This is a genomic window from Pseudomonas sp. TE24901, assembly GCF_054058375.1.
The window spans coordinates 22000-35847 of record NZ_JBSSAF010000013.1 but is presented as its reverse complement, the minus strand read 5'-3'; the positions used below and the strand labels follow the sequence as shown (position 1 = coordinate 35847).

Annotated in this window: 14 protein-coding genes; 11 read left to right on the top strand and 3 right to left on the bottom strand. The window is 61.7% G+C overall.

From position 1 onward, the window contains the following. Positions 1-42: 42 nt before the first annotated feature. Positions 43-915: a LysR substrate-binding domain-containing protein gene (locus ACVWVP_RS23740; protein WP_178925696.1), complete on the bottom strand. Its 873-nt coding sequence runs from the start codon at positions 913-915 to the stop codon at positions 43-45. A gap of 132 nt (positions 916-1047) precedes the next feature. Here ACVWVP_RS23740 and ACVWVP_RS23735 point away from each other — a divergent pair, with 132 nt between their 5' ends. Continuing rightward, positions 1048-1209: a hypothetical protein gene (locus tag ACVWVP_RS23735; protein WP_017844811.1), complete on the top strand. Its 162-nt coding sequence runs from the start codon at positions 1048-1050 to the stop codon at positions 1207-1209. 143 nt (positions 1210-1352) lie between these two features. After that, entirely contained in the window at positions 1353-1469 is a 117-nt protein-coding gene (gene ccoM / locus ACVWVP_RS23730; RefSeq protein ID WP_010212341.1) for a cytochrome c oxidase subunit CcoM, read from the top strand. Between the two features lie 203 nt (positions 1470-1672). Here ccoM and ACVWVP_RS23725 read toward each other — a convergent pair whose 3' ends face one another. After that, positions 1673-3148 carry an inorganic phosphate transporter gene (locus ACVWVP_RS23725; RefSeq protein ID WP_176994764.1) on the bottom strand — a complete coding sequence of 492 codons (1476 nt, stop codon included), beginning with the start codon at positions 3146-3148 and terminating at the stop codon, positions 1673-1675. Positions 3149-3479: 331 nt separating this feature from the next. Beyond that, positions 3480-3680 carry a hypothetical protein gene (locus tag ACVWVP_RS23720; protein WP_003172389.1) on the bottom strand — a complete coding sequence of 67 codons (201 nt, stop codon included), beginning with the start codon at positions 3678-3680 and terminating at the stop codon, positions 3480-3482. A 570-nt stretch (positions 3681-4250) separates the two neighbouring features. Here ACVWVP_RS23720 and pcaR point away from each other — a divergent pair. The 9 genes from pcaR to ACVWVP_RS23675 all read left to right on the top strand — a co-directional run bounded on the left by pcaR (position 4251) and on the right by ACVWVP_RS23675 (position 13840). After that, the gene (gene pcaR, locus ACVWVP_RS23715; protein WP_176994765.1) at positions 4251-5093 is read left to right on the top strand and encodes a pca regulon transcriptional regulator PcaR; all 843 of its coding nucleotides are present in this window, start codon (positions 4251-4253) and stop codon (positions 5091-5093) included. A 145-nt stretch (positions 5094-5238) separates the two neighbouring features. Further along, positions 5239-6579, top strand: coding sequence for an MFS transporter (locus ACVWVP_RS23710; protein ID WP_178925694.1), 1341 nt, complete (start codon positions 5239-5241; stop codon positions 6577-6579). Positions 6580-6849: 270 nt separating this feature from the next. Further along, the gene (locus ACVWVP_RS23705) at positions 6850-7707 is read left to right on the top strand and encodes a CoA transferase subunit A (RefSeq protein ID WP_178925693.1); all 858 of its coding nucleotides are present in this window, start codon (positions 6850-6852) and stop codon (positions 7705-7707) included. Beyond that, entirely contained in the window at positions 7707-8486 is a 780-nt protein-coding gene (locus tag ACVWVP_RS23700; protein ID WP_178925692.1) for a CoA-transferase subunit beta, read from the top strand. Before ACVWVP_RS23705 ends, ACVWVP_RS23700 begins: the two co-directional genes overlap by 1 nt. Beyond that, a complete protein-coding gene (gene pcaF, locus ACVWVP_RS23695) occupies positions 8483-9688 on the top strand; it encodes a 3-oxoadipyl-CoA thiolase (protein ID WP_457408494.1) in 1206 nt (401 codons plus the stop codon). Before ACVWVP_RS23700 ends, pcaF begins: the two co-directional genes overlap by 4 nt. A gap of 17 nt (positions 9689-9705) precedes the next feature. Continuing rightward, complete coding sequence (pcaH, locus tag ACVWVP_RS23690; protein WP_178925691.1) at positions 9706-10410, top strand: protocatechuate 3,4-dioxygenase subunit beta; 705 nt, start codon at positions 9706-9708, stop codon at positions 10408-10410. Between the two features lies 1 nt (position 10411). Continuing rightward, positions 10412-10978, top strand: coding sequence for a protocatechuate 3,4-dioxygenase subunit alpha (pcaG, locus tag ACVWVP_RS23685; protein WP_178925690.1), 567 nt, complete (start codon positions 10412-10414; stop codon positions 10976-10978). A gap of 200 nt (positions 10979-11178) precedes the next feature. Then, positions 11179-12474: an MFS family transporter gene (locus ACVWVP_RS23680; protein WP_178925689.1), complete on the top strand. Its 1296-nt coding sequence runs from the start codon at positions 11179-11181 to the stop codon at positions 12472-12474. 10 nt (positions 12475-12484) lie between these two features. Then, positions 12485-13840, top strand: a complete 1356-nt coding sequence (locus ACVWVP_RS23675) for a 3-carboxy-cis,cis-muconate cycloisomerase (protein ID WP_259171769.1) — start codon at positions 12485-12487, stop codon at positions 13838-13840. Positions 13841-13848: the final 8 nt, after the last annotated feature.

Genomic DNA, 13848 nt, shown 5'->3' with positions numbered 1-13848 from the left:
GGGCGACAAACGGATAGATCTCACCCGACGTATCGAAATAACTCACGCGTCGTTGCAGGCTTCTTTCAACCACGCGCTGAAGCAGGCCGCCGCTTCGCTGGATGGGCCTTGCGGGGCGATCAGCCAGTAGCCGATTTCACTGTGGTAGGGCGGCCAGTCGAAGGCTTCTACCAGGCTGCCGTCCTGGAGCCTGCGCTCGATCAAGCGATGGCGGCCCATGGCGATGCCTTGTCCGGCCACGGCGGCTTCGACCACGATGTTGTAGTCATGCAGCATGACGCGGGGGTGGCGCTCCAGGTCGACCTGATAATGGGCGGACCAATCCGTCCATTCAAACGGGCGATGGGAGGTGGCCATCAGCAGCGGCCCGTTTTGCAGGTGGCTGGCCTTGAACGCCGGGCTGCACACCGGGGAGATCACTTCGGGCATCAGTCGTGTGGCCTGCACGTCGGGCCAGTCGCCCTTGCCGTAGCGGATCGCCAGGTCGACCTCGGCGGCCGCGACGTCTGCCAGTTGAATCGCCGGCAGCAGTTCCACCTGGATGTGCGGGTAGCGATTGAGAAAACCCGCCAGGCGCGGTGCCAGCCACAGCGTGGCAAAGGAGGCCAGCAAACCGACGCGTAGCACGGTGCTGCTGGGGGCTGTTTTCTGGGCGCGGGTGGCGGCGGCGATGGCATCGAGGGCAGGGCGGATTTCGTCGTAGTAGTGTTGGCCGTCGGTGGTCAGGTCGATCGCACGGGTGCGTCGGATAAACAGCGCTTTGCCCAAGTGCTGTTCCAGTTTTTGCACCTGATGGCTCAGGGCACTTTGGGTCACTGACAACTCGTTCGCCGCCTTGATAAAGCTCAAGTGCCGCGCCACGGCTTCAAAGGCGCGCAGGGCCAGCAGCGGGGGAAGGTCCTTGTGCAGTGCCACCAGAATGCGCCTCTTGAGCCGGGGAGATGAGCCGATTTTGTGCGATGGCCCGCCTTTTGTCGCCCGCTGATTTGCCGTCGAGAAGAGGAGGCCGCATTATTGAGCCATTCCCGCCACGACGTAAGCCAAGCCATGAGTGATGACGACAAGCTGATCGACCTGAATGCCGAACGAGCCAAACGGGTTCATGACCTGAACGACAAGCGCCTGAATGAAGTGCGCCAGGCGTTTGAACAGGCGATGCCGCTCGGCAAAGTTAAGAAAAAGCCAAAGAATAAACCGAAAAAGCGTTGAAACACCCTGCATCTATTGATGCAGGTCAGTTATTGCCCTTCTTTACGCCCCGTTGCGGGCGACATTGATCCCCGTCAATTTTCCAATGTGCCTTCTCCATTAACTTAGCCCTATCGCAACAGGGCAAGCACGGGAGGCCGGTCATGTTTATCGATAATGTGGTATTCGCCGGAGTGCTGACAGTAAGCCTCATGGTGATGTTTTTTGTAGGGTTTGGAATTTTTATCTGGAAAGACGCGAATAAGCGGAAAAAACCTTAGTTCTTTCCAGGTTACATGAGCACGCAAGGCATTTTGGGCGACTTCGGTCGCCCTTTTTTTTGGCTGCTTTTTAACAATCGAAGATCAACTGTGGGAGCCGGGCAAGCCCGGCTCCCACAGTTGGACCGCGACGGGTCAAAAGTCGTGAAATAAAAAAGGTGCGAACCTCGCGGATCGCACCTTTTTTCATGGCCGGGACACTATCAGCTGCCCAGCGCCTTCGACGCCAGCCAGAACAAACCGGCCGACAGGCCAACGGTGGCGGGCAGGGTCAACACCCAGGCCATCAGGATGGTCTTGACGGTGCCGCCTTGCAGGCCGCTCTTGTTGGCAACCATGGTGCCGGCCACACCGGACGACAGCACGTGGGTGGTCGACACCGGCAGGCTGAAGATGTTGGCCAGGCCGATCATGCTGGCGGTGGTGATCTGTGCCGACATGCCTTGGGCGTAGGTCATGCCTTGCTTGCCGATCTTCTCACCGATGGTCAGTACCACGCGCTTCCAGCCGACCATGGTGCCCAGGCCCAGGGCCAGTGCAACGGCCAGGATCACCCAGAACGGCGCGTACTCGGTGGTGGCGGTCAGGTCTTTGCGCAGCTTGTCCAGATCGGACTTCTCACGCGCATCCAGGCCCGGCAGCTTGCCGACTTTCTTCGCGGTGTCGTCCAGGCAGAGCAGGTAGCGACGCACTTCAATGCGGTGCTCGGCGGTCAGCGAGTGGTAGTCGGACACACCTTTGAGGGTCTCCATCAGCGCGCTGATGGTCGGCTCGGTCTGCTGCGGGTTGCACTGGAACTTGCCCGGCAGGTCGTTCTTCACGCTTTTGCCCAGGGCCAGGAACTCGCCGAGGGTGGCGTTGTTGCGCTGGTAGAATTGGCTCAGGTGCACGGTGGCGTCACGGGTGCGTTCGATCTGGTAGGTGGTGCTGCCCAGGTCGAGCACGAACTGCGCCGGCACGATACCGATGAGCACCAGCATGATCAGGCCGATGCCTTTCTGGCCATCGTTGGAGCCATGTACGAAACTCACGGCCATGGCGGAAATCACCAGCACCAGGCGGTTCCAGAACGGCGGGTGTTTCTTGTCGTCAAGCTTGCGGCGCTGGTCCGGGGTCTTGTGCATCTTCGACAGCGGGCGCCACCATTTCAGGCCGATCAGCACCAGGGCTGCGACCAGGAAACCGGCCATCGGCGAGAACACCAGGGAAGCGCCGATGTCGATCGCTTTCTGCCAGTTCACACCGTCCGCCAGGGGAATGTCGTTGATCAGGGCATTGGCCAGGCCGACACCGAGGATCGAGCCGATCAAGGTGTGGGAGCTGGATGCCGGGATCCCGAAGTACCAGGTGCCCAGGTTCCAGGTGATCGCGGCTGCCAATAATGAGAAGACCATGGCCAAACCGTGGCCGGTGTTCACATTGATCAGCAACTCCACCGGCAGCAGGTGCACGATGGCGTAGGCGACGCCCACACCGCCGAGCAACACGCCGAGGAAGTTGAACACCCCGGAGAAGAACACGGCCAGGTGCGGCGGCATGGCTTTGGTATAGATGACTGTGGCCACCGCGTTAGCGGTGTCATGAAAGCCATTGATGAACTCGAAGGCGAGGACAAAGGCCAGGGCGAGCAACAGGCTCACTAGAACCCAAGCATCCAGTCCGCTGAATAAATCGATCATGAAGGTTTTCTGACCCGGTCGTAAGGGGGCGCGATTATGCCAGAAAACCTCAGTAATCGATGCATTAGCTGCTCATCGGTAACATTTCTCGACCCAAAAACGCGTAGAAAAGGGGCGCATCCCAGGGTTTTCGGGGCTTTGGCAAGTCTTTGATTTCTAACGTGCGGGGCTGAAAAGGCGGGTTTTTGTCAGGCAAATGCCTTGCGTGAAACATTTGTATGAAATTTCGCTGCAGGCAGCAGAAAATTGAATAATCACGTGTAAGCCAGGTGCCCTCCGCCGGCGGTGGACCGGCAGAGACAGCAAACCCTGGAGGCTCGAATCGAAGGGCTTATGGCTCTTCGGCTTTGAGCTCCTGTTCAATCTTTTGGATTTCCTGGGCAAATGCCTGATCCAACAGGCTGGCTCGTTTGCGCCATGGCTTGCGCTCAGGTTCAGGCTGGGCGGCGTAGGTGGTGACTTCCCCGCCGTAAACGTCCTTGTAACGTTGCTCCTGGCGCTCAAGTTCCGCGCGCAGTTCATCTTTCGTCACAGTGTTACCTAATTGAGTTGAGTTTAATTACCGTGCAGCGTCTTGCCTGAAAGTCGCCCTCGGGGTGTTTCAAGTTGAACGATTGAGCGGTTCAAGTTTGAAAGGGCTGCCGAACGTGATTTCGTTTAATCCGATACTTGTGGTCGGTGATGCACATAGCCTGCATCGTCCGGCGAGCTCCGATCCCGATAATGACACCGGGCCGACCTCCGCACAGGTTGCATTATAGCGGCGTGTTTGAATAACACTATCTCCATCCAGTTAAAAGGTGCCAGCGTTGTGTGAGCTTTTTGTTACATGCCTGCGCCAGTAGTTGCACAATTCTGACGCCATAAATTCCGCACGTGTTCTAACTGCCCCGGTATGCGCTCTTTTTATCGCGTTATTGGGTAACGCCCGAACTTGTTCAATCTGCCCGTCGCCGGCGCGGGGCGGCCAAATTGCGATAATCGAATGATCGTCCGATAATCGCCCAATGTTGCCGGCCCCGCCTTGTGCATCCCAAGCGGCGCGGCTTGTAATAGCGGCCAACCCTCCCTGCGGTTGAAAACAAGAGAAAGGACCCTTGAAATGAACGATCAATTGCGCAACTCCTTCGCGTCAGTGGCGCCGCCGATCGTGGCCTCGCCGGCCAAGCGCATCCAGGCGTTCACCGGTGATCCGGATTTCATGACGTCCCTGGCCCGTGGCCTGGCGGTGGTGCAGGCCTTCCAGGAGCGCAAGCGCCACCTGACCATTGCCCAGATCAGCCATCGCACGGAAATCCCGCGCGCCGCCGTGCGCCGTTGCCTGCACACCTTGATCAAGCTCGGTTACGCCACCACCGACGGGCGTACCTACTCACTGTTGCCCAAGGTGCTGACCCTGGGCCATGCCTATTTATCTTCCACGCCACTGGCGGTGTCGGCCCAACCCTACCTGGACCGCATGAGCGAGCAGCTCCACGAAGCCTGCAACATGGCGACCCTGGAAGGCGATGACATCCTCTACATCGCCCGTTCGGCGACGACCCAGCGCCTGATTTCCGTGGACCTGTCGGTGGGCGGGCGGCTGCCGGCGTATTGCACGTCCATGGGCCGCATCCTGCTGGCGGCGCTGGATGACGCGTCGCTGCGTGACTACCTTGACCACGCCGACCTGCAAACCAAGACCAGCCGCACTCTCACCACGCCTGACGCCTTGCTCGAATGCCTGCAACAGGTGCGTCAGCAGGGCTGGTGCATTGTCGACCAGGAGTTGGAGCAGGGTCTGCGCTCCATCGCCGTGCCGGTGTATGACGCATCCGGCCAGGTGCTGGCCGCGCTGAACGTCAGTACCCACGCCGCACGGGTCAGCCGCAGCGAGCTGGAACAGCGCTTTTTGCCGAGCATGCTCAGTGCCAGCCGTGAGCTGAGTGCGCAGTTATTTGCCTAAGTGTGCGGTGACCGCACAGATCCCGGTTCGATGAATTGACGGTGTTTCCCCAGGCTTATTAAGGTGCGGCAGCGCTCTGTGCGCCGCCCAATAATAATGACGACCCCAGGTCGTTAGCCCGCCCATCGGTGTGGAAATAAGAATAATGAATCAGCCTTCTGTCGGTACCAACCTGGACGTACAGTCCTTTATCAACGCCCAGCCGCTGTCGCGCTATCAGTGGCGCGTGGTCATCCTGTGTTTCCTGATCGTCTTCCTCGACGGCCTCGACACCGCCGCCATGGGTTTTATCGCGCCCGCCCTGTCCCAGGACTGGGGCATCGACCGCGCCAGCCTTGGCCCGGTGATGAGCGCTGCGCTGATCGGCATGGTGTTCGGCGCACTGGGCTCCGGCCCGTTGGCCGATCGCTTCGGGCGCAAAGTAGTATTGGTGGGCGCGGTGTTGGTATTCGGTGCGTTCAGCCTGGCCTCGGCCTACAGCAGCAACGTTGACCAGTTGCTGGTGCTGCGCTTCCTCACCGGGCTGGGCCTGGGGGCTGGCATGCCGAACGCCACCACGCTGCTCTCCGAATACACGCCTGAACGCCACAAGTCGCTGTTGGTGACCAGCATGTTCTGCGGCTTCAACCTGGGCATGGCCGGTGGCGGGTTTATCTCGGCCAAGCTGATCCCGGCGTTCGGCTGGCACGCGTTGTTGATGATCGGCGGCATCTTGCCGTTGATCCTGGTGGTGGTCCTGATGCTGTGGCTGCCGGAGTCGGCGCGCTACCTGGTGGTGCGCAACCGTGGCACTGACAAGGTGCGCAAGACCCTGTCGCCCATCGAGCCCAATGTGGTTGCGCAGGCCACCCGCTTCAGTGTCCCCGAACAGAAGAGCGTGAAGGCACGCAACGTCTTCGCGGTGATTTTTTCCGGCACCTACAGCGCCGGCACCTTGTTGTTGTGGCTTACCTACTTCATGGGGCTGGTGATTGTTTACCTGCTGACCAGTTGGCTGCCGACCCTGATGCGCGACAGCGGCGCCAGCCTGGAGCAGGCCGCCTTCATCGGCGCGCTGTTCCAGTTTGGCGGGGTCCTCAGCGCCGTGGGCGTGGGCTGGGCGATGGACCGGTTCAACCCCCACAAGGTCATTGGCACTTTCTACTTGCTGGCGGGGCTGTTTGCCTACGCAGTAGGGCAGAGCCTGGGCAACATCACGCTGCTGGCGACCCTGGTGTTGATCGCGGGGATGTGTGTGAACGGCGCGCAATCGGCGATGCCGTCACTGGCAGCACGTTTCTACCCGACCCAGGGGCGGGCCACCGGTGTGTCGTGGATGCTCGGCATTGGTCGCTTTGGCGCCATTCTCGGTGCCTGGATGGGCGCCACTTTGCTGGGCCTGGGCTGGAACTTCGAGCAGGTGCTCACCGCGCTCGTCATCCCCGCCGCACTGGCCACCACCGCCGTCGTGATCAAGGGTATGGTCAGCCACGCCGACGCTACCTGAGGCCTGACGCGGTAAAAAAAGTGGGAGCGGGCTTGCTCGCGAAAGCTGTGTATCAGCCAACACATATGGCGACTGACATTGCGCATTCGCGAGCAAGCCCGCTCCCACATTGACCAAGTCAGCACAAAAGGTTAGCAATACAACAATCCGTTCGATAATCGAACACTGCGTCGATTATCGGATTGTTTGGGCCATTTCCCCGGCTTAATCTTCAAGCACTCCGGCGCCACCTCAGCGCCTTTTTCGATCCACACCGGGAGCCCGAACCCCATGGCTGAAATTCTTGCGCTGCGCGACGCGGTGAAGCGATTCGTGAACGACGGCGATACCGTCGCACTGGAAGGCTTCACCCACCTGATCCCTACGGCAGCGGGTCATGAAATCATTCGTCAGGGCAAGAAAGACCTGACACTGGTACGTATGACGCCTGACTTGATCTACGACCAACTGATCGGTGCCGGTTGCGCAAAAAAGCTGATTTTCTCCTGGGGCGGTAACCCAGGTGTGGGCTCCTTGCACCGCCTGCGTGACGCAGTCGAGAAACAATGGCCGCAGCCACTGGAAATCGAAGAACACAGCCATGCCGACCTGGCCAACGCCTACGTCGCCGGGGCATCCGGCCTGCCCTTCGCGGTGCTGCGTGCCTACGCCGGTTCCGACCTGCCCAAGGTCAACCCGCTGATCAAGACCGTGACCTGCCCCTTCACCGGCGAAGTGCTGGCGGCGGTGCCGTCGGTCCGTCCGGATGTCACCGTGATCCATGCGCAAAAGGCCGACCGCAAGGGCAACGTGCTGCTCTGGGGCATCCTGGGTGTGCAGAAAGAAGCGGCCCTGGCGGCCAAGCGTTGCATCGTCACCGTCGAGGAAATCGTCGATGACCTCAACGCCCCCATGAACAGCTGCGTGCTGCCGACCTGGGCCCTGACAGCGGTGTGCCATGTACCCGGTGGCGCGCATCCGTCCTACGCCCATGGCTACAACGAGCGTGATAACCGCTTCTACCAGGCGTGGGATCCGATTGCCCGCGACCGTGGGACCTTTACCGCCTGGATCGACGAATACATCCACGGCACTGCCGACTTCACCGAATTCCAGGCCAAGCTGGCCACCGCGCAGGAGGCCAAGTAATGGCTTACTCCACCAATGAAATGATGACCGTCGCCGCCGCGCGCCGCCTCAAGAATGGCTCTGTCTGCTTTGTCGGCATTGGCCTGCCGTCGAAGGCGGCCAACCTGGCGCGCCTGACTTCGTCGCCGGACGTGGTGCTGATCTACGAGTCCGGCCCGATTGGCGCCAAACCTTCGGTACTGCCGCTGTCCATCGGTGACGGCGAACTGGCAGAAACCGCCGACACCGTGGTGCCGACCGGCGAGATCTTCCGCTACTGGCTGCAAGGCGGGCGCATTGACGTGGGCTTCCTCGGCGCGGCCCAGGTCGACCGCTTCGGCAATATCAACACCACTGTGGTCGGTGACTATCACCAGCCCAAAGTGCGCCTGCCGGGTGCCGGTGGCGCGCCGGAGATCGCCGGTTCGGCCAAGAGCGTGTTGATCATCCTCAAGCAGTCGGCCCGTTCGTTTGTCGACAAGCTGGACTTCATCACCTCCGTGGGCCACGGCGAGGGCGGCGATTCGCGCAAGCGCCTGGGCCTGCCGGGCGCTGGGCCCGTGGGAATCATTACCGACCTGTGCATCATGGAACCCGAAGCCGGCACCCATGAATTTGTCGTCACCGCCTTGCACCCTGGCGTGACCCGCGAGCAAGTGGTTGCCGCTACGGGCTGGCCGATCCGGTTTGCCCCGCAAGTGAGCACTACCGACGAACCCACCGAAATCGAATTGACGGCCTTGCGTGACCTCGAAGCCCGCACCGCCGCCGCCCATGGCCAAGCGCCGGGAGAAGCCTGATGCGCGACGTATTTATCTGTGATGCCATTCGTACCCCCATCGGCCGTTTTGGCGGTGGCCTGTCCACCGTGCGCGCCGATGACCTGGCGGCGCTGCCGATCAAGGCACTGATCGAGCGCAATCCGTCGGTGGACTGGAGCGCGGTCGATGAAGTATTCCTCGGCTGCGCCAACCAGGCCGGCGAAGACAACCGCAACGTGGCGCGCATGGCGCTGTTGCTGGCGGGCTTGCCGGAGAGCATTCCCGGCGTGACGCTCAACCGTTTGTGCGCCTCGGGGATGGACGCCATTGGCACCGCTTTCCGCGCCATTGCCAGCGGCGAAATGGAACTGGCGATTGCCGGTGGCGTCGAGTCGATGTCCCGCGCCCCGTTCGTGATGGGCAAGGCCGACGCGGCGTTCTCGCGCAATATGAAGCTGGAAGACACCACCATCGGCTGGCGTTTTATCAACCCGCTGATGAAGGCCCAATACGGTGTGGATGCGATGCCGCAGACCGCCGATAACGTTGCCGATGACTACAGCGTGTCCCGTGCCGACCAGGACGCGTTTGCCTTGCGCAGCCAGCAACGCACCGCTGCCGCCCAGGCTGCCGGTTTCTTCGCCGAGGAAATCGTACCGGTACGCATCGCCCATAAAAAAGGCGAGACCGTGGTGGAGCACGATGAGCACCCCCGCGCCGACACCACCCTGGAAGCCCTGGCCAAACTCAAGCCCGTCAACGGCCCGGACAAAACCGTGACCGCCGGTAATGCCTCGGGAGTGAACGACGGCGCGGCGGCGCTGATTCTGGCCTCCGCCGAAGCCGTCAAGAAACATGGCCTGACCGCGCGCGCCCGGGTACTGGGCATGGCCAGCGCTGGCGTGGCGCCACGGGTAATGGGCATCGGCCCGGTGCCTGCGGTGCGCAAGCTGGTGGAGCGCCTGGGTTTGGCGGTCACCGATTTTGACGTGATCGAACTCAACGAAGCCTTCGCCAGCCAAGGCCTGGCGGTGTTGCGCGAGCTGGGCATTGCCGACGACGCGCCGCAGGTCAACCCGAATGGCGGTGCCATTGCCCTCGGTCACCCGCTGGGCATGAGCGGCGCGCGGTTGGTACTGACAGCCCTGCATCAGCTGGAAAAAACCGGCGGCAGCAAAGGCCTGGCAACCATGTGTGTGGGCGTCGGCCAAGGCCTGGCGCTGGCGATTGAACGCGTCTAATAAGAGAGGATTGCTCCATGAGTGACAAGCCCGGTTACCGGCGCCCGCAAGCGGGCACTCAACCTGATTACCTGCACCCGGCCTATCAGTCGACGAACCTGCGTTCGCCGTCTCAGCCGTTGGTGTTCCTGCCCCATTCGTTGTCGGAAATCACCGGCCCGACCCTCGGTGCCGAACGGGTCAATGAGAAGGACAATGACCTCACCGCCCAGCATGACGGCGAGCCGCAAGGCGAGCGCATCATCATCCACGGCCGCGTGCTGGATGAAAACGGCTTGCCGGTGCCGGGCATCCTCGTGGAAATCTGGCAGGCCAACGCGGCCGGCCGCTACAACCACAAGCGCGATGTGCACGATGCGCCCCTGGACCCGAACTTCACCGGCACCGGGCGTACCGTCACCGATGCCGACGGCTGGTACCAGTTCCAGACCATCAAGCCCGGCGCCTACCCCTGGGGCAACCACCACAACGCGTGGCGCCCGGCGCATATCCACTTTTCGCTGTTCGGCCCTAGCGTGCTGACGCGCCTGGTCACGCAGATGTATTTCCCCGGCGACCCGCTGCTGGAATACGACCCGATCTACAACTGCGTGCCGGACACTTCGGCCAAGGAGCGCCTGATCGCGCGCTTCGACTTGGAAAAAACCATTCCTTCCTATGCCCTCGGCTACCGCTGGGACATCGTCCTGCGCGGCCGCGACGCCACGCCGATGGAGAAATGAGATGACACTCAACGCGACCACGTCCCACACCGTCGGGCCGTATTACCACATCGGCCTGACCTGGCTGAACCGTGAAGACTTGACCACCGCCGCCACCCTCGGCGAACGCGTGGCAATCAGCGGGCAAGTGGTGGATGGCAACGGTGATGTCGTCAACGACGCCATGCTCGAAGTCTGGCAGGCCAACGCCGCCGGCAAGTACGACCACCCGGAAGATGAACAAGACAAGGCCGTCGACCCGCACTTCGAAGGCTTCGGCCGGGTGCCGGTGGATGGGGAAGGGCGGTTTCGCTTTACCACCATCAAGCCTGGCGCCGTACCGGGGTTAAAGGGCACGACTCAAGCGCCGCACTTGGTGGTGCTGGTGTTCGCCCGTGGGTTGGTGAAGCACCTGCTCACGCGGATCTATTTCGACGGTGAAGCGTTGAATGGGGATGACCCGCTGTTGGCCTGTGTACCGGCAGAGCGGCGTGGCACCTTGATTGCCAAGCCTGATGCAGAGGGTGTGCATCAGTGGAATGTGATTTTGCAGGGTACCGATAAGGAAACGGTGTTCTTCGATTATTGAGATGGCCTTGAGGACGCTATCGCGGGCAAGCCAGCTCCCACATTTGATCGAGTTCCAACTCTGGAATGCAGTCAACTGTGGGAGCTGGCTTGCCGGCGATGAGGCCCGCTCAGGCAACTCCTATCCAAAAGTCTTCTTGCGGAACATGGTTGTTGCAAAGTATGTCTAGGCTATAACCGTTCCCACTGAGTGAAAAAAACATGACAACAACAACGAGTCACTACACCGGAGAAGAACGCAGCAAACGGATTTTTGCGATTGTCGGTGCTTCCTCCGGCAACCTTGTCGAATGGTTCGACTTCTACGTCTACGCCTTCTGCGCCATCTATTTCGCCCCGGCGTTTTTCCCCTCGGATGACCCGACGGTGCAGCTGCTCAACACCGCCGGTGTGTTCGCCGCCGGCTTCCTGATGCGCCCCATCGGCGGCTGGTTGTTTGGCCGGGTAGCCGACAAGCACGGGCGTAAGAACTCGATGATGATCTCGGTGCTGATGATGTGCGCCGGTTCCCTGGTCATCGCCTTCCTGCCGACCTACAAAGACATTGGCGCCTGGGCCCCGGCCTTGCTGCTGGTGGCGCGCCTGTTCCAGGGCCTGTCGGTGGGGGGTGAATACGGCACCACCGCGACCTATATGAGTGAAGTCGCGCTCAAGGGCCAGCGCGGCTTCTTCGCCTCGTTCCAGTACGTGACCCTGATCGGTGGGCAACTGCTGGCGGTGCTGGTGGTGGTGATCCTGCAACAAATCCTCACCGAGGAAGAGCTGCGCGCCTGGGGCTGGCGGATTCCGTTCGTGATCGGCGCCATTGCGGCGGTGATTTCCCTGCTGCTGCGTCGTACCCTCAAGGAAACCACCAGCAAGGAAACGCGCCAGGACAAAGACGCCGGCAGCATGGCGGCGCTGTTCCGTAACCACAAAGCGGCGTTCATCACCGTGCTGGGCTACACCGCTGGCGGTTCGCTGATTTTCTACACCTTTACCACCTACATGCAGAAGTACCTGGTGAACACCGCCGGCATGCACGCCAAGACCGCCAGCTACATCATGACCGGCGCGCTGTTCGTGTACATGTGCATGCAGCCGCTGTTCGGCATGCTCTCGGACAAGATCGGCCGTCGTAACTCCATGCTCTGGTTCGGCGCCCTCGGCACCCTGTGCACCGTGCCGATCCTGCTGACCCTGAAAACCGTCACCAGCCCGATCCTGGCGTTTGTGCTGATCTCCCTGGCCCTGGCCATCGTGAGTTTCTACACCTCGATCAGCGGCCTGGTGAAAGCCGAAATGTTCCCGCCGCATGTGCGCGCTTTGGGGGTTGGCCTGGCTTATGCCGTGGCCAACGCGATCTTCGGTGGTTCGGCGGAATACGTGGCCTTGGGCCTCAAATCCATGGGCATGGAAAACACCTTCTACTGGTACGTCACCGGCATGATGGCGGTGGCCTTCCTGTTCAGCCTGCGCCTGCCGAAGCAGGCGGAGTACCTGCACCACGATTTGTAAGGGACGCGTTATGACTGTGCGCACGAGCAATCAATTGTTCGACGCTTACTTCACGGCGGGCAGCATGGCCGAGGTGTTCTGCGACCGGGGACGCTTGCAGGGCATGCTGGATTTTGAAGCGGCGCTGGCCCGGGCCGAGGCCCAGGTGGGGGTGATTCCCCAGGCCGCCGTCGCACCGATTGCCCAGGCGTGCCTGGCTTCGTTGTACGACGTGGATGCCCTGGGTGTGGCGATTGCCACGGCGGGCAACTCGGCAATTCCGCTGGTGAAGGCGCTGGGCAAGTTGATCGCCAGTGAAGATGCCGGCGCCGAGCGCTATGTGCACCTGGGCGCTACCAGCCAGGACGTGATGGACACCGGCCTGGTGCTGCAACTGCGCCAGGCCGTGGCTTTGATCGAAACCGACCTGGCGCGCCTGGGCGACATCCTGGCGGCCCAGGCCCAGCGTTATGCCGACGTGCCATTGGCGGGGCGCACCTGGTTGCAGCACGCAACGCCCGTCACCCTGGGGATGAAAATCGCCGGGTGGCTGGGGGCGGTGACTCGCAGTCGGCAGCGTCTTGCCCAATTGAAACCGCGCCTGCTGGTGCTGCAATTTGGCGGCGCGTCCGGCACGTTGGCGGCGCTGGGGGAACAGGCGATGCCCGTGGCCGAGGCCTTGGCCGCCCACCTGCAACTGAGCTTGCCCGAGCAGCCCTGGCACACCCAGCGTGATCGCCTGGTGGAATTCGCCAGCGTGCTCGGGCTGATTGCCGGCAGCCTCGGCAAACTGGGCCGCGATATCAGCCTGCTGATGCAGACCGAAGCGGCCGAGGTGTTTGAGCCTTCTGCGCCGGGCAAGGGCGGTTCGTCGACCATGCCGCACAAACGTAACCCGGTGGGCGCCGCTGTGCTGATCAGCGCCGCCACCCGTGTGCCGGGGCTGGTGTCGACGATGTTCAGCGCCATGCCCCAGGAGCACGAGCGCAGCCTGGGCCTGTGGCATGCCGAATGGGACACCCTGCCGCAGATTTGCCTCTTGGTCTCCGGTGCGTTGCAACAGGCGCTGCTGGTGAGCGAAGGGCTGGAAGTTGACGCTGAGCGCATGGGCAAAAACCTCGACCTGACCCAGGGCCTGGTGCTGGCCGAAGCCGTCAGCATCGTGCTCGCCCAGCGCCTGGGCCGGGAAACCGCGCACCACTTGCTGGAGCAGTGCTGCAAGCGTGCCGTCGCCGAAGGCCGCCACTTGCGTGCGGTTCTGGCGGACGAAGCACAGATCACCGCCGAACTGTCCGTAGACGAACTCGACCGCCTGCTCGACCCGGCCCACTACCTGGGCCAGGCCCGTACCTGGGTCACCCGCGCCGTGACCGAACACTTTGCTTGAGGAGACCA